Origin of the sequence: Epilithonimonas hungarica (assembly GCF_900102265.1) — a bacterium.
Taxonomy (GTDB): domain Bacteria; phylum Bacteroidota; class Bacteroidia; order Flavobacteriales; family Weeksellaceae; genus Epilithonimonas; species Epilithonimonas hungarica.
Window position 1 is genome coordinate 810,069 of sequence record NZ_FNBH01000001.1, and the last position, 19,525, is coordinate 829,593.

Below are 19,525 nucleotides of genomic sequence, written 5' to 3' on the forward strand. Positions count from 1 at the left end.
TATTGTATTTTTTCTAAAGTATTAATCTGATACAATAAATCAAATTCTACTTTTGAACATCAAAATTAGATAAAAACTCCATTATGAATCCTGAAAAAATTGAAATTTTTGATACGACACTGAGAGATGGGGAACAAGTCCCAGGATGTAAACTGAATACAGAGCAAAAATTAGTTATCGCAGAGAAACTCGATTTTTTGGGTGTTGATATTATTGAAGCGGGTTTTCCTATTTCCAGTCCCGGTGATTTTCAGTCGGTACAGGAGATTTCAAAAATCGTGAAAAATGCCAAAGTCTGCGGACTGACTAGAGCTAATAAAAAAGATATAGAAGTTGCGGCGGAAGCCTTGAAATATGCGAAAAGGCCAAGAATCCATACAGGAATCGGGACTTCGGATTCTCATATTAAATTCAAATTCAATTCTACGAGAGAGGATGTTTTGGAACGTGCTGTCGAAGCAGTAAAATACGCCAAAAATTTTGTGGATGATGTGGAGTTTTATGCGGAAGATGCAGGAAGAACGGATAATGATTTCTTGGCAAAAGTTTGTGAAGAGGTTATCAAAGCCGGAGCAACTGTTCTTAATATTCCTGACACGACAGGTTATTGTCTGCCGGAAGAATACGGTAGAAAAATCAAATATCTCAGAGATAATGTCAAAGATATTGACAAAGCGATTCTCTCTTGCCACTGTCACAACGATTTGGGAATGGCAACTGCCAATTCAATCTCAGGAATTATCAACGGCGCCAGACAAATCGAATGTACCATCAACGGACTTGGCGAACGTGCCGGAAATACTGCTTTAGAAGAAGTGGTGATGATTATCAAACAACATCCTGACCTTAATTTCTTCACCGATATCAATTCCAAAATGCTGAACGAAATGAGTTGTTTGGTTTCTGAAATGATGGGAATGCCGGTTCAACCGAATAAAGCAATTGTTGGAGCTAACGCATTTGCGCACAGTTCAGGAATTCATCAGGATGGCGTGATAAAAAATAGAGAAACCTACGAAATTATCGACCCGAGAGAAGTCGGAATCAATGAATCTTCTATTGTTCTTACGGCAAGAAGCGGACGTTCTGCTTTGGCTTATCGATTCAAAAATATTGGTTTTGATGTGACAAAGGTGGAATTAGACTTTTTGTATCAGGAGTTTTTGAAAATCGCGGATACCAAAAAAGAAGTTAATAATGATGATCTAAGCTTTATGATGAAAGCATTTAATCAAAAAATTGGATAGAAATAAAATGAGCCAAAACAAAACATTATTTGATAAAGTCTGGGACGCACACGTAGTAGAAACTGTTCCGGATGGACCTCAGGTGATTTATATAGACAAACACTTGATTCACGAAGTGACGAGTCCGCAGGCCTTTGCGGAATTGGAAGCGAGAGGTTTGGAAGTTTTTCGTCCAAATCAGATTGTAGCAACTGCTGACCACAACGTCCCGACTTTAGGACAGGAATTGCCAATCAGAGACGAATTATCGAGAACGCAAGTTCAGCAACTGACAGAAAATTGCGGGAAAAATAACATTAAGTTGTACGGACTTGGTCATCAATATCAAGGGATTGTTCACATCATCGCACCTGAATTGGGAATCACACAACCAGGAATGAGCATTGTCTGTGGTGACAGTCATACTTCCACGCACGGCGCTTTCGGAGCGATTGCTTTTGGAATTGGAACAAGTCAGGTAGCGCAGGTTTTTGCGAGCCAATGTCTCTTAATGAACAAACCAAAATCAATGCGGGTTTCGGTGAATGGAAAATTAAATAAAGATGTTCAGGCAAAAGATGTGATTCTTTATATTATTTCAAAAATCGGAACGGATGCCGGAACAGGATATTTCTGCGAATATGCAGGAAATATTTTCGAAGAAATGTCGATGGAAGGAAGAATGACCGTCTGCAATATGAGCATAGAAATGGGAGCGCGAGGCGGAATGATTGCGCCAGACGAAACCACTTTTGAATATGTAAAAGACAAAACCTTCGCTCCAAAAGGAGAAGAATGGACGGAGAAAGTTGAATACTGGAAAACTTTGAAATCAGATTCTGACGCCATTTTTGATAAAGAATTTGAATTCTCGGCAGAAGATATTCGTCCAATGATAACTTACGGGACCAATCCCGGTATGGGAATTTCCATCGATTCCAAAATCCCGATAGCTCAAAACGAATCTGAAGAAAAAGCTTTGAAATATATGGGATTGGAATCTGGACAATCAACATCGGATATCAAAGTGAATTATGTTTTTATCGGAAGCTGTACCAATGCGAGAATTGAAGATTTCCGTTCTGCTGCGAATTACGTCAAAGGAAAACATAAAGCGGAAAATATTGTGGCTTGGCTGGTTCCGGGTTCACAACAAGTGGCAAAACAAATTTATGATGAAGGATTGGATAAGGTTTTCAATGATGCTGGTTTCCAAATCCGCCAGCCGGGATGCTCAGCTTGTCTGGCAATGAATGAAGATAAAATCCCGGAAGGCGAATATTGTGTTTCCACATCCAACAGAAACTTCGAAGGTCGACAAGGTCAAGGTGCGAGAACACTTTTGGCAAGTCCATTAACCGCCGCAAAAGTTGCTGTGGAAGGCAGAATTCCTGCTTTTGAAAATTTGAATTAATAAACACTAGAAATTTAAAACATTGAATTTTAAATCTTGAAGTAGTAGTATGCAAAAATTAGTTTTAATAAAATCTCAGGCCGTTCCGTTGCCGAGCGAAAATATAGATACAGACCAGATTATTCCGGCACGTTTCCTAAAAAGCATCAGTAAAGAAGGTTTCGGCGAAAATCTTTTCAGAGACTGGCGGTATAACGTTCATACGAATGAAGTAAATCCAGATTTCGTTCTGAATAATCCTAAATATTCCGGTGAAATCTTGGTTGCGGGAAACAACTTCGGATGTGGAAGCAGCAGAGAACATGCGGCTTGGTCGTTGACAGATTACGGATTCAAAGTGGTTGTGTCAAGTTATTTTGCTGATATTTTCAAAGGTAATGCGCTTAACAACGGACTGCTTCCAGTGAAAGTTTCTGAAGAATATCTCAAAGATTTAATGGAAACGATTACGGGAAATCCTTCAACTCAAATTACTGTAGATGTAGAGAAACAAACGATTTCTTTCAATCAAAAAACAGAAAATTTCGAGTTGGATTCTTACAAAAAAATATGCCTGATGAACGGCTACGACGATATTGATTTTTTAATAAGTAAAAAAGACGCTATAAAAGCATTTGAACAAAAAACACAAAAAGTATATGAGCAAGAGTTATAAAATAGCAGTTCTGCCAGGCGACGGTATCGGTCCGGAGGTTACCAATGAAAGTGTAAAAATATTGAAAGTAATCGGTGAGGTTTTTCAATATAATTTCGAATTTAATTATGGGGTGATGGGAGCAGAGGCGATTTATCAGACCGGAAATCCTTTGCCGGACGAGACTTTGGAATTATGCAAAAATTCTGATGCTGTTTTGTTCGGAGCAATCGGCGACCCGGCATTTGACAATAATCCGGACGCAAAAGTTCGTCCCGAACAAGGTTTGCTCAAATTAAGAAAAGAATTAGGATTGTTTGCGAACATCAGACCAATCAAAACTTACGCTTCATTAATCAAAAAAAGTCCTTTGAAAAGAGAAATCGTGGATGGAACGGATATTCAAATCTATCGTGAGTTGATCAGTGGTATCTATTTCGGAGAAAAATTCACAGATGAAAACGGCGATTACGCCTACGACCTTTGCAAATATTCAAAAGAAGAGATAGCTGGAATTACACATTTGGCATTCCAAGATGCTCAGAAAAGAAAGAAAAAACTGACATTGATTGACAAAGCGAACGTTCTCGACACATCCAGACTTTGGAGAAAAATCGTGAAAGAAATTGCTTTGGAATATCCAGATGTTACTTTAGATTTTATGTTTGTGGATAATGCAGCGATGCAGATGATTCTTAATCCAAAACAGTTTGATGTGATTCTTACAGAGAATATGTTCGGTGATATTATCTCGGATGAAGCAAGTGTTATCGGCGGTTCAATCGGATTATTGCCGTCAGCTTCTATTGGCGATGATAATGCTCTTTTTGAACCTATTCACGGGTCTTATCCTCAAGCCAAAGGAAAAGGAATTGCGAATCCGATTGCTTCAATTCTTAGTGCCGCAATGCTATTGGATTATCTAAAATTAAATGTTGCTGCGGATAAACTTCGTCAAAGTGTGGAACACGCTGTCGAAAGCAAGTTTGTAACCGTGGATTTGAATGCTGAACAGAATTACTCGACATCAGAAGTTGGAGATTTCATTGCAGATTATATTCATTTCTCAGAAAAATCTTATTACAATTACGAAAATATCCAATTGGGAAAATCCACAATTGTATAAAATATTGATATGAAGCCAATAAAAAGAGCCGAAGAAATTCGGCTCTTTTTTCGTAAAATAATTTGATATATTTTAATCTTTATTTCCCAAAGAATCCATCTCATCGGTCATTCCTTCTTGGATGGTTGTTGTCATTTTTCTGTCATCTGTAAAATACAGATCGTTTTTAGCCTTTGCAATGATCCTTGCTCTTGTTGATTCTGGAATTGGATACTCTTTATGTCTGTCCGGATATCTATTGGCCAAATAATCTCTTGTTTTTTCTTCCACATCTATCGCACCATTTTCGTCTAAGATGGCTTTTGCAGCATTGGCATCCTCTTCTGTTTCTGTATAAACCGTAATCGTATTGCTGTCGATGCTTGCGTATTCATAGCGGTCTTTTTCAACGACATCATTGTCAAATAACCAATCAAAAAAATTAGCTTTTCTATCGGTATCGATATTTTCAAGCGCTTCAACTTCAGACTTTGAAATCGTATATTCATACAAACCAGCGTTTTCCAGTTTTGTGATCACATCTCTGCTTTCTGTTTCGTTTGGGAAAATCCCGATAATAGTGTAAGACATAATAATATTTTTTTGGTGTTAAACATTTGTCTTTTTCTAAACAAAAATGATGTCACAGTCAGGATGTCAAAGAAATTTAACGTTATTTTAATATTTTGGGCGCCTTTATCCGTCCTCCGTTCCCGCTTTTTTCTTTTTAGTAAAAAAGAAAAAGAGCTCCACTCAGGCCGGGGCGCGCTTCGCACGACAGAAGTTTTTTCCACAAAAAAACCTTTCAGTTGTTTAAGAAAGGTTTTCGTTTGAGTTCGTAACAGATTATTAAAACGCCGAATCGTGCAACCTGCCCTGAATGGACTCTTCGAGAGCTTCAGAGTGGCAAAGTGGAGATTAAGCTACCCCAATAATTTTACTTGAATTTTGTGAATACCAATCCATCGATTTCATCAGAAGTTCTTTTTTCGTGATGATGATGGGGTTTTCTGTTATTTGTAAAGAATAGGTTATTTTTTGCTTTTGCAACGATTTTGGCATTAATACTTTCAGAATTCGAAAAATTTTGAAATTTCTCAGAATGATTTTCAAACATATATTCTCTAGTTTTTTCTTCAACATTCACTGCGCCATTATTGTCTAGGATATCTTTCACGATGTGTGCGTCCTGTTCTGTTTTCAGATGTACGGTGATCGTGTTGTGGTCGATACTTGCGTATTCGAAACGGGCAATATCGAGGTGGTTATCATCAAATAACCAATTCCAAAACCCATTTTTCTTCTCAATGGCTGCATTTTGTGAAATTTCCTCATCCGAGTGAGAAAGAATGTAGTCATTGTAACCTGCGTTTTCCAATTTTAAAAGGACTTTATCAGCTTCCATCTGATTCGGGAAAAGCCCTACTACAATATAAGACATAGCTGTAATGTTTTTAAGTGAAACGGAATTTAAAGAACACAGCGAAACCAAATTTGTTAACGTTTGATTTTCAATATTAAATATACATTAATTTATTAAACAAACCCAAATTTGATTAATTTTTTCTCGCTTTAGAATTAAACAGTTGTTTATTTTTGTGTAGGTTTTTAATAAAAAATCCTTTCAAATTTTGAAAGGATTGGTGGATATTTTTTTTAAAAGAAATTACTTTTCTGTATTATCTGTTTTTCCGTCTTTGTTGACCTTCGAACCTTTGTCGATGTCTTGTTTGTCAATATCAGGTGGATTTTTCTTATCAGAGGCAGCGGGAATATTTTTAAAATCCTCGGTCTGCTTTTTATTTTCAGAACTGTTGCTGTTTTCGGTCTTTTTATCAGGATTCATAACGGTGATTTTTTTATAATTCGATGGAAGGAAACGTATTCGTTTTATCTTCTATCGAATAATGCAAGGCCTTTGCCAAAACAAAAATTTCGTTAAGATTTTCTTTCAATTGTTTTTTACTCTGTTGTTTCAGACTTTCCTGATCCACACTTTTCGCCATATTTTTCTTGGCAGATTCCATAATGCCGTTGATGTCTTTCTGACTGAATCTGTTGATTGCGTAATCATCCATAAAATGAATCTTCACATCCGGAAAGATCTTGATTTCCGGCTGAGGCAATTCATTAATGATCACTTTTTTGTTAACAGTGTCCACATCGATTTTCATTCTTTTCAAATCATAAGAAACCTGTGCTTTCGCTGTCGTATAAAGTACCATCTCTCTTGGCAGAATATCAAATCCGGCAATGTTGGCTGCAGAACTTTTGTGCGTTTGAAAGCTGGAAAAATCCTGCTCCAAAACCACCATTTTGTTCATTTTCTGGATTTGATTCGTAATGAGAAAATAATCTTGATTCACTAGAGCCGCTTCATCTTTTTTGTTGCAGCTTCTCCATGACAGAAAAACGAAAACAGTTAAAATGATTCCGAAGATAAAGGAAAGTATGCCTGTATATTTATTCATTGATTTTATGATTTATCAGCAATATTCAAACTAAACTTATTAAAAAGAATTGTCAGTCTGAGGCTCTCGAAGACTGTTAAAATTATTTAAATAAACTTGAATTGTCTTTTTTCAGGATGTTAAGCAAATCCCTTTCCAAATATCCGGTTTCCGGCATTTCTGTGATTCTCCCGATTTCTTTTCCGTACTTTTTTACGATGATTGTAGGAACCCTGGTGATGTTATAAAGTCCTTCTTCTCCGGACGGCGATTCTTTTTTGCGGTTCACGGCGATGATTTGCATTTTGTCGGTATTGTATTTCAAAGTTTCCAAAATCTTTATCAATCTCGGAAATTCTCTGTGACTATCCTCGCACCAGCTTCCAACGAAAACGACCAAATTGTAGGAATTCAGTTTTTCCTTTTTCAATTCTGCCAAACTCGATTGGTCTATCTGATAACGATTGTATTCCTCATCAAACCAAGTTTTGAAAGGCTCTTTCCGGAACTGGTCAAGCGTTTGTGTTCCAAGCAGCATTTTTCCGTCGTTCTTGGATTCTACTTCACGATTGACAATTACTCTTTCTGCACAGGAATTGATGCTTGTCAATGCGATGATTCCTAATAAAATCGAAATTTTTTTCATTATGTTTTTTATTTTTTTAACACAATGTTCACAAAGGTTTTACACAAAGAACACAATTTTAAAACTTAATAATTTTATTTGTGAGCCTTGAGTTGATCTTTTGTGCCTTTTGTGGTTAATTATTGATAATGTCTGCCAAATCCGCAGCAGAATAGTATTTGTTCTTAAGAACCTTATTGTCCGCAACGCGGTGAACATTGTATTTGTCGCCGGATTTTTCGTAATAAGCATCGGTTCCTTTGGCTTTATAGAATTCTACAGTTTCCTGAGCCTGAACTTCGTTATCACAAGCTTTGGACATATTAGAGCGCTGAACTTCATTGAACAATTCCACGAATTTTTCTCCCAAACCAAATTCCAGAACAGCACCGCTCAAAACATACTGCAAATCGCAAAGTGCATCCGCAACTTCCACCAGGTCATTATCTTCGATGGCTTTTTTCAACTCATCCAATTCTTCTTGTAAAAGACTGACTCTCAAAGCTGCACGTTCTTTTGAAGGAATCTGAGGCGTATCAAGGATTGGTGCGTTGAAGGTTTTGTGAAATTCGGCTACCTGATTCAGGCTATCTAATTTTTCCATTGTTTTTCTAAAATTTTAACAAATATAAAAAATGCCGTCCAAGGAGACAGCATTTATAAGTTTTATTTACTACAAAAGTCATAAGAATTATTAAAAAGAACTTATGGCTTTTTTGTTATTGAATAATTAGAATTCTAATCACAGATATCTCTCCCAATCACCAATCTCTGGATTTCAGAAGTTCCTTCGCCAATTGTGCAAAGTTTTGAATCTCTGTAAAATTTCTCTACTGGGAAATCTTTCGTGTAGCCATAACCACCGAAAATCTGAACCGCATTATTAGAAATTCTTACACAAGCTTCAGAAGCATATAGTTTTGCCATTGCACCTTCACGCGTCATTTTTGCTTTTGCATTTTTAAGGTCAGAAGCTCTTCTGATCAATAGTTCAGATGCATCAATTTCTGTTGCCATATCAACCAACATAAAATTAACAGCTTGGAAGCTAGATATTGACTTTCCGAACTGATGTCTTTCCTGAGCATATTTAAGAGCCGCTTTGTAAGCACCTCTCGCAATTCCCAAACTCAATGCAGCAATAGAAATACGACCGCCGTCCAAAATTTTCATCGCTTGTTTGAAACCACTTCCAACTTCTCCCAATCTATGAGAATCCGGGACACGAACGTTATCGAAAATCAATTCTGCTGTTTCCGAAGCACGCATTCCCAATTTGTTTTCTTTTTTACCAGACGTAAAACCAGCCATTCCTTTTTCCAGAACAAAAGCTGTGGAATTATTCTTCGCCCCTTTTTCTCCCGTTCTTGTCATTACAACAGCAATATCTCCGGAAATAGCGTGAGTGATGAAGTTTTTTGCACCGTTGATAATCCAGTCATCGCCGTCTTTTACAGCGGTTGTGGACATTCCGCCGGAGTCAGAACCTGTATTGTGTTCGGTCAATCCCCAGGCTCCGATTACTTTTCCGGATGCCAACTGAGGAAGCCATTTTCTTCTCTGTTCTTCGTTCCCGAATTCATAAATATGATTCGTACAAAGTGAATTGTGTGCAGCCACGGATAATCCGATAGAAGGGTCAACCTGAGAAATCTCGTCCAAAATGGTCACATATTCCTGATAACCAAGCCCAGAACCGCCATATTCTTCAGGGATCACAATTCCCATAAAACCAAGTTCGCCCAATTGGTGGAATAATTCCACTGGGAAAGTCTGGCTCTCGTCCCAATCCATAATATTTGGGCGTATATTTTTTTCGGCAAAATCTTTGGCCGTTTCAGCTATCATTTTTAGGTTGTCCATAGTGGCAGTTTCCATATTTTTATCTTTGTGCCCAAATATAGAAAAATTAGGTTAAGCACAATTTTTTTTTAAAGTTTGTTTTTTCTTCTGTAAGAATCGATGTTTTCATTATTTTAGCATAGAAATTTTTCATAATGAATCCAAAACTGAAAACCCTGTTTTTCTTTCTCATCGGAGCATTTGCCGGAATCTCGGTAATGTATTTGATCTCGAATTATAAAATCGAGAAGAGAAATGAAATTTCGTCGGAAGTTAGAAGTCAGAGATCGGATGTTGCACGATCTGAAACTAAGTTTGATGCCGAAAAACCTTCTGACGGAAATGTAATACAAGAATTGACGAATGAAACGAAAGTTATTTCTTACGTCAAATCGAATCATAAATTGCCCGATTATTATATCACAAAATCCGAAGCAAAAAACAAAGGTTGGATTCCGTCAAAAGGAAATCTATGTGAAGTTTTGGAAGGAAAAGCAATTGGAGGCGATAAATTCAGTAATCGTGAAAAGCAATTACCAAAAGGCGAACAGTATTACGAAGCTGACGTCAACTACAATTGTAGAAACCGAAATGCAGACCGAATTGTCTTTACCAAAAATGGCGACGTTTGGCTCACGAAAAATCATTATAAAACTTTTGAGAAAAAATAGTCAGATGCTTGAGGTCAGAGGTAGGAAGATTTCAGGTTCGGTTCTTCGGCTCCGCTCAGAATGACATTAAGATCCAATATTAAAAACTTCGGGCCTCGGTCTTCCGACTTCCGACAAAAATTAGAAAAATGAAAGAAATATATATAGATTTCGCCAACATTGGCGATTATGAAGATCTTTACGAACAACTGAAATCAAAATTGGAATTGCCGGAATATTTTGGCGATAATCTGGATGCACTCTCGGACGTGATTTCCGGCGAATTGGAAATGCCACTTCATCTGGAATTTGTGAATATGAGCGTAGATCAATTAGAGCTTTTCGAAGACCTTTTGACCACGTTGGAAGATGCAGAAGATGAGATGGAAGGTTTTACATTCAGTTATTATCTTGAACAATACGAAGATGAAGAATAATATCAGAAAAGCGACTCGGGAAGATTTGGTTCAGCTTTCACAATTGTTTGATGAATACAGAATGTTCTATCACAAAACATCGGATTTGTCTGGTGCACAGCAATTTTTATCCGAAAGATTGGAAAGAAAAGATTCTGAAATATTTCTTGTAGAAGATGAAGGAAAATTGGTTGGATTTGTTCAATTGTATCCCTTGTTTTCATCCACACGAATGAAGCGTTATTGGTTGTTGAACGACCTTTATGTCAATGCAGGTTTTCGTGGAAAAGGTTTTTCTAAAGCGTTGATTGAGGAAGCAAAACAACTTTGCAGAACATCTGATTCCTGTGGAATGTATCTGGAAACGGGCAAAGAAAATATGATTGGAAATCAATTGTATCCAAGCGCAGGTTTCAAGAAATATGATGAAGTGAATTTCTATGAATGGGAAATGGATTGATTGGTTATGAATGATGAATCGAAAACCTTGAATCTTGAACCTAAAACCTTGAAAAAAATAATGACAGAATTCGAAAAATATATACAGCGTTATCTTGATCTGGTTCCTTCAGAGAACTGGATTGAAGAGATGAAAACTGCTTCCGACGCCACTTTGGAAATCTATGAATCTCTTTCCGAGGAGCAAGGTAACTATGCTTACGCAGAAGGAAAATGGAGTTTGAAAATACTTTTGCAGCATCTCATTGATACTGAAAAAGTCTTTGCTTACAGAGCTTTGAGGTTTTCCAGGAAAGATCAGTCTTTGGTTTCTGGGTTTGATGAAGAAGCTTGGGCGGATAATTCTTATGCAGATAATCGAACTATGAAAAGCTTGATTAAGGAATTCAAATTAACCAGAAAATTATCAATTAAATTCTTTAAAAATCTTCCTCAAGAAGCACTTGAATTGATTGGAATTGTGAATGGAAATGACATCAAAGTGGAAACCATTGGGAAACTAACCGTTGGTCACAACCTCCATCATCTGAATATTATCAAAGAAAGGTATTTGCCGAATCTTTGAGTAGTTTGAGAGTCAGAGAGTTTTAGGGTGTTAGAGTTTAAAAGTAACTCTCAAATTCTCCCACGCTAAAACTCTCCAACTTATTTCTTCCTACTCAAATACTTCCTCCCCGGAATAAAAAGCAACAAAGCGCCAATCACAAAAAGACAAAGCCTGGAAAGGAAATCCCCACTTTTGGTGTAGAATGTTTCTTTGTCAATCAAATTAACTTTTGCTGTCAACACACCTTTTGCGCCGTAAGGTAATTCATCCACAATATCGCCTCGGGAATTGATGTGCGCACTTGTTCCGCTGTTGGCAGCTCTTGCGATTTCCCGTCGGGTTTCTATCGCACGAAGCTTCGCATAGACCAGTAATTGCTTATGTCCCTGCGAATATCCCCACCAGGAATCGTTGGTCACGATTGTGAGAAGATTAGCACCTTTTTTGACATAACCGGTCACGAATTCTCCATAGATACTTTCATAGCAAATGATTGGCGCGATCACAGATTTGTTGTAAGGATTGGCGAAAACTTTTCTTTCTGTAGAAATTCCAAGAGAACGTGTTGTTCCACCTAAATCCAACATTACGTTTCCTAAAATCGGTTTGAAGAAATTGATGTAAGGAAAAATTTCCACACCAGGAACCAGCATTGCTTTGTGATAGATTTCCGGTTGTTGATTCGGGATGATTTGTATTGCCGAATTATATTCGTCCACCCAGATTCCCTGACTGTCGAGATAACTTGCTGTTGATGGCTTCTCTTCGTCTTCTCTATAAACATAATAGCTGGAAATCCCGCCTGAGAAAACAGATTTCGGATGTTGAGTAAGGAAAGTCTTGATATTATTAATCAACAAACTGTTATTAAAACCTCTTTCGCTGATAGAACCTGGACCAGGGAGTGAAGTTTCGGGCGAAAGATATAAATCGATTTTTGATTTTTTATCGCTCTGTAAAACTGAATTTTCTGCAGCCAGTTTCAATAAATCACTTTCAATCGTCAAACTATCTTTCTGATATTTTTCATTGTAAGGGTCAAGCGCTGGTTGAAGCATAGTTACATTGATTGAACCAACAGTTTCTGGCGAATAATTGTAATATCTAACCAAAGAAATAATCATAGGTAAACCAATAAAAGCAACAGACAATGAAATATTTTTAATCAATGATTTTTTCTGTCTTCCAGCTTCCCAAATTCTTATCGTGTAAAAAACTAAAACATTACAAACCAAAATCCAAAAACTTCCTCCTGTTGCACCTAAAGTATCATACCATTGGATAAACTGATGATAATCTGCAAACACATTTCCGAGATTCAGCCAAGGCCAAGTGAATTCCCAAACGAGATGAAGCTTTTCAAAACACATCCAAATCGCTACAAAAAATACCAATCCAAAATAAGTTCCTTGACTTTTCTTGTAAAAATGATAAGCCAAGAAAACCAAAGCCATAAAAAATGAATTGGTCAAAACAGGAAACAGAACTGCCAAAAGAGATTTGCTTCCGTCAGGCAATTGCGAATTATATAGCCAGCCTGTAGTAACAAAGTTCCAAATCAAAAAAGTAAGATATGAGAAACCGAAAACCGCCAAGCTTTTTTTCTTGATATCACTGAATTTGGTGATGTTATGTTCTGCCATCAAAAGCGGAACCCAAGCAAAAAATATAAAAAACGGAATCCCATAAGTCGGCCAGCAAATGGCTAATAAAACTCCGGAAATCAAAGCTAGTAAAAGGTTTTTCATTGTTGATTTAATTAAATTTTATCGACACTAAAAAATAATGAGAGATTTTGAATTTTTCTCCCAATTTCTCAGGAGCAATATCCGATTGAGCAACTTCACAGTAAGAACCAGTTCCGTCTTCGTGAATCGTTGGCGTTATGATAGCAAAAATTGCATTTTTTTTATTGATGTCTAAACTTATATCTTCTTTGCTGCCTAGGAAATTCTTCAGTGCATAGTCATCTTCTTCATTGTGTAATTTAGAGTAGAATTTCTTGGAATAAAATCCTTGTCCGGAAATAGTTTTTCCAATGACGAACGTTTTTAGTTTTCCATCGGATAATTTGAAAGCAAATTTTAGAGATAATTTATCTTTATCAATTTTGAAAATGTCGGCTTCAGAGCCATCAAAAAGAACAGAAGTTTTCACTAATTTTCCTTTTTTGAATTCTTCCAGAACAATTTTGTAAGTTTTCCCTTTTAGATTTTCGGATTGAAAATTAAGTTTATCAAAAAAAATATTTTCAAAATTAATTAAGTCCTGAATGTCTTGATTTTCACTTCCATAATTAGAAGTTACTTTTACATTTTGAGCAAAAGCTAAGCTTGAAATTAAAGAGTATATTAGTTTTTTCATTTTTTTGAATTAAATTTTAAGAAAACATCTTCTTTCTCAAGAAATAAAATCCGGCTCCCAAAGCTCCCAAAATTCCCAAAGGCAAAAGAAGATTGAACCATTGCCAGTTGGATTTTTCTGAATCAATTCTCTGTCTGTCGAGCAATCTTACTTCAATTGTCCTGTCTCGTAGTTCCATTATATTACTGTCGTCTAGCAGATAATCCAAAGCATTTCTCAGAAATTGAGCATTTCCATAATGTTCTTTGGTTAATAAATCTTCTCCCAAAGGAAGCGGTTGTCCTTTCCAGATTTGATTTCTGGCAATATCACCGTCAGCAATTACAAGCATTTTATTCTCAGGACTTTGAGCTTTGAATCCAGGATAAGAATTTTTCTCACTTCTCGTCGCATAAGCGGATTTAAATTTTCCTTCCAGAGCCACCGCAAAAATCTTCGGTGGAGTAGGACGTTCCATTTCTCCGATGCTGTCTGTTCTTACAATTTCAGAAAGTGCAACATAATTCGGAACAGTTTTGCTCGTTGTTCTTTCGCTGGATTCGAACAGGACTTTGGTCTTGATATTTGGTCTTCCCAATGTATCAATCGAAGTTGGAAATTCGAATTTTACAGGGTTGATGTTCTTCGTAATCGGATTTTTAGTTTCTGCGATTCCTAAAGGAAAATATGGCCAAAGGAAACTGCTGTACTGTGGGTTACCGGCAACTTCACCTGAAACGATTCTTACCAATGCCGATTTTTTCATATCCTTGGTGAGAGCCGGAGTAATTCTTAGTCCATAATTGAACATAAAATCTGTCAGATTAAGGTCAATCGGGTAAGCCATAATTTTCTTGGCTTGGAAAAGTGTGTCCATTTCAGCATTGACTGCATCAATCATCCAAAGTGTTTTTCCTCCGTTCATAATATATTGGTCAAGAATCACTTTTTCGTTATCAGTAAACGCTTTTCTTGGTTTTGCGATGACAACAGCATCCATTTGTTTTAGTTTTGGAACGTCGGCCAAAGATAATTCGGTTTTGTTTTCCGGAATGATTGGCCCAATATTGTAATTCTCCATTGCCAAATCCAAAAATCCACGAAATTCATCCGGACCTAATTCTTGTTGATTAACCAAGAAACCAATATTCTTCGCCGTTTCTTCCGTCATTCCTTTGATTGTGGAAGCGAAGTTATATTCTAGGTTTTCAATCGATTTGCTCAATTGCGTTGCTGCATCAATTCCGGATTGTTGAACAATCAATGGAACCGAGGTTCCGTAACCGTTATACTTGATTGCAGCATAAGGAAACATCACGATTTCCGAGATTTTTCCGTCTTTCATATCCGGAAGAATCGAAGGCTGCATTCCCATTCCTTTCAACGTATCCTGCGGAATTTTCTCAGCGATCGGGTCACGGAATTTGTAATCGATTTTCGGATTGATTTTTCGGAACTCGTCCAGCATAAATTTGGTTTCGTTCGAGAGCTGTTTAAAAGAAGCTGGAAAATCGCCTTCAAGATAAACTTCAATAGTCATCGGTTTTTTTACATTTTCCAAAACCTTGATTGTGGAATCAGAAAGTGTGTAGCGTTTTTCCGCTGTCAAATCGAAGCGTTTATAAATGATGCCGCTCATCCCAATGATTAGGACAATGGCTACAATTAGCAAAATGATTTTATTTTTTTTATTCATTTTTCTATTAGAATGAATTTTTATAATTTATTTTTTTGGCAGCTATTTCCGCCTGTAGTTTATCCTGAGCTTGTCGAAGGGCTCCCAATTTGTCACTCTGAGGCTCTCGAAGGGTCCTGCTCAAGTTGGGCTGCAAAGATTCGACGTTTCAATTGAAAGTCTTTCATCTTTTTTCTTGAATCTTTCCTTACTTCTTTTTCCAGACAAACCAGCTTGCCAATCCCAATCCCAAAAATATCACGAAAAGAAAATAACAAACATCTCTTGTATCTACCTGACCTCTTGTGAATGCCAGAAAATGCTGATAAAATCCAATATTCTGTAAAATATAATCTGCGCCTCCCATTAATTTGTAACTCGCCAATTGCTCAATCCCAAAATAGAGAATGAAACAAAGGAAAACTCCCAATAAATAAGCCATAATTTGATTCGATGACAAGGAAGATGCTAAGATCCCGACTGCAGAAAAAGCAGCAATCAGAATTGTCAAACCGATATAACTTCCGAAAGTCATACTTCCATCAATATTACCTTCCGGAACGCCTAAAATGTAAACGGTGTAATAATAGACCAGCGACGGCAGCAGACATAAAATACCAACCAACCAAACGGAAAGGAATTTTCCGCCAACGACTTCTGTGATTTTTACCGGTTGGGAAAAAAGCCAAAACAGTGTTCCGGATTGTTCTTCCTCAGCCAAAGTTCTCATACTGATGGCCGGAATAATGAACATAAAAAGCCAAGGCGAAAGCACAAAGAAACTTTGTAAAGTGGCGCTTCCAATCTCGAAAATGTTGAAGTTGTTCTCGAAGAAGAATAGGAATAATGCGGAGATGATACTGAAAGCGGCGATGATAAGCCACGCACTCCAGTTTCCGAAAAAATTCCAAAGTTCTTTTTTGAATATTGCTATCATAAATGAGTTGTAGGGTTTGAGTGTGTTAGAGTTTTAAGAGTTTTAGTTTAGTCCTTTTTTTATGCTGAAGCTCTCGAAGTATTCAATCTTTACTCTTTGTTCTTTTATCTTTATTCTTATTCTTATTTACCATTTTTACAATCGAAGTTATCAGAATAATGATCCCGAAAAATCCGAGTAATAACTGCCACCAATATTGTATAACGGAATATTTGAGAATTACTGTAAAAACGACAGCGAATAAAATAAAGGTTGCAATTTCGTTGAATTGTCGAAGCTTGATATTCGGAATTGAGAGTGTGTTTCCGTTGAGGTTTTTCAATTCTTTCACTCGCTTCCAACACCAGAAATGGTAGATCCCAAGTCCTACGAGAAATGTCAGTTTCAGATGAAACCAAGGTGTTTTCAGCAATCCGGGATTCAGATAGATCATCGTCAATCCGCTTAATAACATCAATATTCCTGCGGGAACAGTAATGATGTTCCAAAGTCTGACTGCCATAAAACCATATTGATTTCTGAGAATCCGTTGCTTAACTTCATCAAACTCGTCGGTATCTTTATAATAGACAAATAATCTCACGAGATAGAAAATCCCGGCAAAGTAACTTACCATAAAAATAATGTGAATCGCCTTGATTATAGAATACAGCATCTATAGACTTTTTTGCAAAGATACTTCTTATTGGCAGAAGATAAAATATGATTTACGTGTGAAAGTTTTCGATATTTCCGGGAAATTGATCAAAGATTTTGATGCGTCATCTATTTCAAAAAATATATTTGATGTTTCAAAATTGAAAACAGGCAATTACGTGGTGATAATCAAAACAGAAAAAGATACGTTGAACAAGAAACTGATCAAAGAATAAAAAACAAATCATTAAATTAAAAATAGTCGAAAATTACTTTCGGTTATTTTTTTTTAGAATATTAATTTCATAAATAAAATTTAATAATAAAATGTAATTTGAAAAAAAATCCCTTTTTTTGTAAGAAATAAAAAATAAAATATGAAGAAACAATTACAATTGCTATTGGTCGTTCTTTTTGGCTTTTTAGGTTTTGCCCAGGCATTAAGACCAATTGCTAAAGAAGTCAATGATTATCATTCAAAAAAAGTGGCGTTTCAAGCTGTCAATCTTTTTAGCTTAGATAATAGTGGTAGGCAGATCGCTTATCAGCAAGCAGCAAGAGACGCAAGGGTTTTGAAACTGGATAAGAGCAAGCTTTCACATATCTTGTCGGATAGACCACAAGCTATGGAATTCACTTTTCCTTTTGAGGATAGAGAATTGGTAGTGGAAATGGTAAAAGTGGATATTTATTCCCCTGAATTTAATATTGAGACCAATAAAAAGAAAGTCAATGATTATCAAAAAGGCGTTTTCTACAGAGGAATTGTCAAAGGTGATAATAAATCAGTGGTTGCATTCAGTTTCTTTGATAATGATGTGATCGGTGTAGCATCCGCACTTAATATTGGAAATGTAACCTTGGGCAAAGCTGTGAACTCGGATGATTTTGTGGTCTATAATGATCAGAAGTTAACAGGGACCAATCCTTTTATTTGTGCAGCTGATGAATTGATGGACAATGAAAGGCAAAAAATTAAATTTGATCCAAAGTCCAAAACTCCACAGATGACCAGTTCTTGTGTGAGGGTTTATTATGAAATTTGTAATCAACCTTTTCAGCAAAACGGATCGAATCTGACCAACACTGTCAACTGGATCTCTGCAGTTCATAATAATATTAATACACTCTATGTGAATGATGGTGTGAAGATGTCCCTAAAAACCGTGTATGTTTGGGAAACTGCCGATCCTTACACTGGAACGTATAATCAGAACCTTGCCGCTTTTAGAGTAAACAGACCAACTTTTGACGGGGATCTGGCACATTTGGTAAACTACCCGTCTACTACGAGTGTGGCCTACCTTAATTCTCTTTGTGGAACCTATAAATATGCCTATTCTGGAATCAATATGACCTATAATAATGTTCCGACCTACTCTTGGACTATTATGGCAATGACCCACGAGATGGGGCATGCTCTAGGTTCTCCCCACACACATGCTTGCGCTTGGAATGGGGATAATACACCTATTGACTGGTGTGGACCAACTGCCAGACCGGCAATTATTGATAGTGAGGGTTTGGTGTGTACTTCCGATGTGATACCTGCAAATGGTGGTACTATTATGAGCTACTGCCATCTGATGCCTGTAGGAGTTAATTTGTCCCTGGGCTTTGGAGAACAACCAGGAGCTCTTATCAGACAAACAGTTGATTCTAAAGCATGTCTGGGAACAGATTGTACAAATGTATGTACAATTACTGTGACTTCTCTGGCGATCAGTAATGTTACAAAGACAGCTGCTACTGTTACCATTTCTGATGCAACATCTTCTAAATGGAAATACCGAGTGGTCAAAATGGACGGTACCATTGTGAAATCCGGAAATACAACTGTGAAAACCCTGGCAATTGATGGTCTTTCTCCCAATACTTTCTACAAAGTGGAAGTAGGAACAGATTGCTCAGGAGCTTATCAAAGAAGCCAAATGATTTTGACGGATGATGACTGGTGTGGTAAAACGATAACAGATTCTGGTGGAGCAAACGATAATTATACAGATAACGAAACATGGACTAAAACTTTCTATCCAGATTCCCCAGGGCAAAAAGTAAAAATTACTTTTCAAGAATTTGATTTGGAACAAGGCTATGATTTTCTGATGATTAGAAATGGGATAGCAAATTCTCCCACTTTTTCCGGTGCCGCTAACCTAAGTGGAACATCGCTCCCTGCCTCTTACCAATCTACACATTCAACCGGTGCCATTACTGTTACCTTCACTTCAGATGGGGGTGTTACGGCAAAAGGGTTAAAGGCTTTGCTTAGTTGTGGTGTTTTGGCAGCAGATGATGTTGCAGGTCTTAAAGATATTTCATTGTCTCCAAATCCTGTTAAAAACCAATTTGTCCTTAACAATTTTGGAAAGATTGCGTCCGTTAAGGTTTTCGATACTTCTGGGAAATTGATCAAAGATTTTGATATGACATCTATCTCCAAAAACATGTTTGATGTTTCCAAACTAAAGACCGGCAGTTATGTTGTGATGGTAAAAACTGACAAAGAAACGATAAGCAAGAAAATCATTAAAGAATAATATTCGTGAATTAATAAAAAAATAGT

At 36.9% G+C, this 19,525-nt stretch carries 22 protein-coding genes; 10 read left to right on the forward strand and 12 right to left on the reverse strand.

Annotated elements, in window-relative coordinates; translation table 11 throughout:
- Window positions 1-83: 83 nt before the first annotated feature.
- The 4 genes from BLT30_RS03760 to leuB are packed head-to-tail and all read left to right on the forward strand — an operon-like array spanning window position 84 to window position 4,400.
- Window positions 84-1,247 carry a 2-isopropylmalate synthase gene (locus BLT30_RS03760; RefSeq protein WP_089871527.1) on the forward strand — a complete coding sequence of 388 codons (1,164 nt, stop codon included), beginning with the start codon at window positions 84-86 and terminating at the stop codon, window positions 1,245-1,247.
- 7 nt (window positions 1,248-1,254) lie between these two features.
- Window positions 1,255-2,640: a 3-isopropylmalate dehydratase large subunit gene (gene leuC / locus BLT30_RS03765; RefSeq protein ID WP_089871529.1), complete on the forward strand. Its 1,386-nt coding sequence runs from the start codon at window positions 1,255-1,257 to the stop codon at window positions 2,638-2,640.
- Between the two features lie 49 nt (window positions 2,641-2,689).
- Window positions 2,690-3,295, forward strand: a complete 606-nt coding sequence (gene leuD, locus BLT30_RS03770; RefSeq protein WP_089871531.1) for a 3-isopropylmalate dehydratase small subunit — start codon at window positions 2,690-2,692, stop codon at window positions 3,293-3,295.
- Window positions 3,279-4,400: a 3-isopropylmalate dehydrogenase gene (gene leuB, locus BLT30_RS03775; RefSeq protein ID WP_089871534.1), complete on the forward strand. Its 1,122-nt coding sequence runs from the start codon at window positions 3,279-3,281 to the stop codon at window positions 4,398-4,400. Before leuD ends, leuB begins: the two co-directional genes overlap by 17 nt.
- A gap of 72 nt (window positions 4,401-4,472) precedes the next feature.
- Here leuB and BLT30_RS03780 read toward each other — a convergent pair whose 3' ends face one another.
- The 7 genes from BLT30_RS03780 to BLT30_RS03810 all read right to left on the reverse strand — a co-directional run bounded on the left by BLT30_RS03780 (window position 4,473) and on the right by BLT30_RS03810 (window position 9,332).
- Window positions 4,473-4,970, reverse strand: a complete 498-nt coding sequence (locus tag BLT30_RS03780) for a hypothetical protein (protein ID WP_089871536.1) — start codon at window positions 4,968-4,970, stop codon at window positions 4,473-4,475.
- A 346-nt stretch (window positions 4,971-5,316) separates the two neighbouring features.
- Complete coding sequence (locus BLT30_RS03785; protein WP_089871538.1) at window positions 5,317-5,820, reverse strand: hypothetical protein; 504 nt, start codon at window positions 5,818-5,820, stop codon at window positions 5,317-5,319.
- 225 nt (window positions 5,821-6,045) lie between these two features.
- Complete coding sequence (locus BLT30_RS03790) at window positions 6,046-6,225, reverse strand: hypothetical protein (protein ID WP_034672007.1); 180 nt, start codon at window positions 6,223-6,225, stop codon at window positions 6,046-6,048.
- A 13-nt stretch (window positions 6,226-6,238) separates the two neighbouring features.
- Window positions 6,239-6,850, reverse strand: a complete 612-nt coding sequence (locus tag BLT30_RS03795; RefSeq protein ID WP_089871540.1) for a DUF4230 domain-containing protein — start codon at window positions 6,848-6,850, stop codon at window positions 6,239-6,241.
- A gap of 82 nt (window positions 6,851-6,932) precedes the next feature.
- A complete protein-coding gene (locus BLT30_RS03800) occupies window positions 6,933-7,475 on the reverse strand; it encodes a TlpA family protein disulfide reductase (protein ID WP_089871542.1) in 543 nt (180 codons plus the stop codon).
- A 115-nt stretch (window positions 7,476-7,590) separates the two neighbouring features.
- A complete protein-coding gene (locus tag BLT30_RS03805; RefSeq protein ID WP_089871544.1) occupies window positions 7,591-8,058 on the reverse strand; it encodes a pyrophosphohydrolase domain-containing protein in 468 nt (155 codons plus the stop codon).
- A gap of 134 nt (window positions 8,059-8,192) precedes the next feature.
- On the reverse strand, window positions 8,193-9,332 hold the full coding sequence (locus BLT30_RS03810) for an acyl-CoA dehydrogenase family protein (RefSeq protein ID WP_394332190.1): 1,140 nt from the start codon (window positions 9,330-9,332) through the stop codon (window positions 8,193-8,195).
- A gap of 119 nt (window positions 9,333-9,451) precedes the next feature.
- Here BLT30_RS03810 and BLT30_RS03815 point away from each other — a divergent pair, with 119 nt between their 5' ends.
- From BLT30_RS03815 to BLT30_RS03830, 4 genes are all read left to right on the forward strand, one after another.
- On the forward strand, window positions 9,452-9,967 hold the full coding sequence (locus tag BLT30_RS03815) for a ribonuclease domain-containing protein (protein ID WP_089871546.1): 516 nt from the start codon (window positions 9,452-9,454) through the stop codon (window positions 9,965-9,967).
- A 128-nt stretch (window positions 9,968-10,095) separates the two neighbouring features.
- Window positions 10,096-10,383: a barstar family protein gene (locus BLT30_RS03820; protein WP_089871548.1), complete on the forward strand. Its 288-nt coding sequence runs from the start codon at window positions 10,096-10,098 to the stop codon at window positions 10,381-10,383.
- Window positions 10,373-10,822 (forward strand): GNAT family N-acetyltransferase, encoded by a 450-nt coding sequence (locus BLT30_RS03825; RefSeq protein WP_089871550.1) that lies wholly within the window; start codon window positions 10,373-10,375, stop codon window positions 10,820-10,822. The genes BLT30_RS03820 and BLT30_RS03825 overlap by 11 nt, the downstream gene beginning before the upstream one ends.
- Window positions 10,823-10,828: 6 nt before the next feature.
- Window positions 10,829-11,386 carry a DinB family protein gene (locus tag BLT30_RS03830; protein ID WP_245707102.1) on the forward strand — a complete coding sequence of 186 codons (558 nt, stop codon included), beginning with the start codon at window positions 10,829-10,831 and terminating at the stop codon, window positions 11,384-11,386.
- Between the two features lie 80 nt (window positions 11,387-11,466).
- Here the strand turns inward: BLT30_RS03830 and lnt are convergent, their stop codons facing one another.
- The 5 genes from lnt to BLT30_RS03855 all read right to left on the reverse strand — a co-directional run bounded on the left by lnt (window position 11,467) and on the right by BLT30_RS03855 (window position 16,978).
- Entirely contained in the window at window positions 11,467-13,116 is a 1,650-nt protein-coding gene (gene lnt, locus BLT30_RS03835; protein WP_089871552.1) for an apolipoprotein N-acyltransferase, read from the reverse strand.
- Window positions 13,117-13,123: 7 nt separating this feature from the next.
- Window positions 13,124-13,732, reverse strand: a complete 609-nt coding sequence (locus BLT30_RS03840) for a hypothetical protein (RefSeq protein ID WP_089871554.1) — start codon at window positions 13,730-13,732, stop codon at window positions 13,124-13,126.
- 16 nt (window positions 13,733-13,748) lie between these two features.
- Window positions 13,749-15,407, reverse strand: coding sequence for a gliding motility-associated ABC transporter substrate-binding protein GldG (gene gldG, locus BLT30_RS03845; RefSeq protein WP_089871555.1), 1,659 nt, complete (start codon window positions 15,405-15,407; stop codon window positions 13,749-13,751).
- A 187-nt stretch (window positions 15,408-15,594) separates the two neighbouring features.
- Window positions 15,595-16,323, reverse strand: a complete 729-nt coding sequence (locus BLT30_RS03850; RefSeq protein WP_089871557.1) for an ABC transporter permease — start codon at window positions 16,321-16,323, stop codon at window positions 15,595-15,597.
- Between the two features lie 82 nt (window positions 16,324-16,405).
- Complete coding sequence (locus tag BLT30_RS03855; RefSeq protein WP_089871559.1) at window positions 16,406-16,978, reverse strand: CopD family protein; 573 nt, start codon at window positions 16,976-16,978, stop codon at window positions 16,406-16,408.
- Between BLT30_RS03855 and BLT30_RS03860 the strand changes: the two genes are divergently transcribed.
- Together BLT30_RS03860 and BLT30_RS03865 are read left to right on the forward strand one after the other, a co-directional pair.
- The gene (locus BLT30_RS03860) at window positions 16,959-17,195 is read left to right on the forward strand and encodes a T9SS type A sorting domain-containing protein (RefSeq protein ID WP_262488079.1); all 237 of its coding nucleotides are present in this window, start codon (window positions 16,959-16,961) and stop codon (window positions 17,193-17,195) included. The two genes, BLT30_RS03855 and BLT30_RS03860, sit on opposite strands and share 20 nt — an antisense overlap.
- Window positions 17,196-17,336: 141 nt before the next feature.
- A complete protein-coding gene (locus BLT30_RS03865) occupies window positions 17,337-19,499 on the forward strand; it encodes a M12 family metallo-peptidase (RefSeq protein WP_089871562.1) in 2,163 nt (720 codons plus the stop codon).
- The last annotated feature ends 26 nt before the right edge of the window (window positions 19,500-19,525 follow it).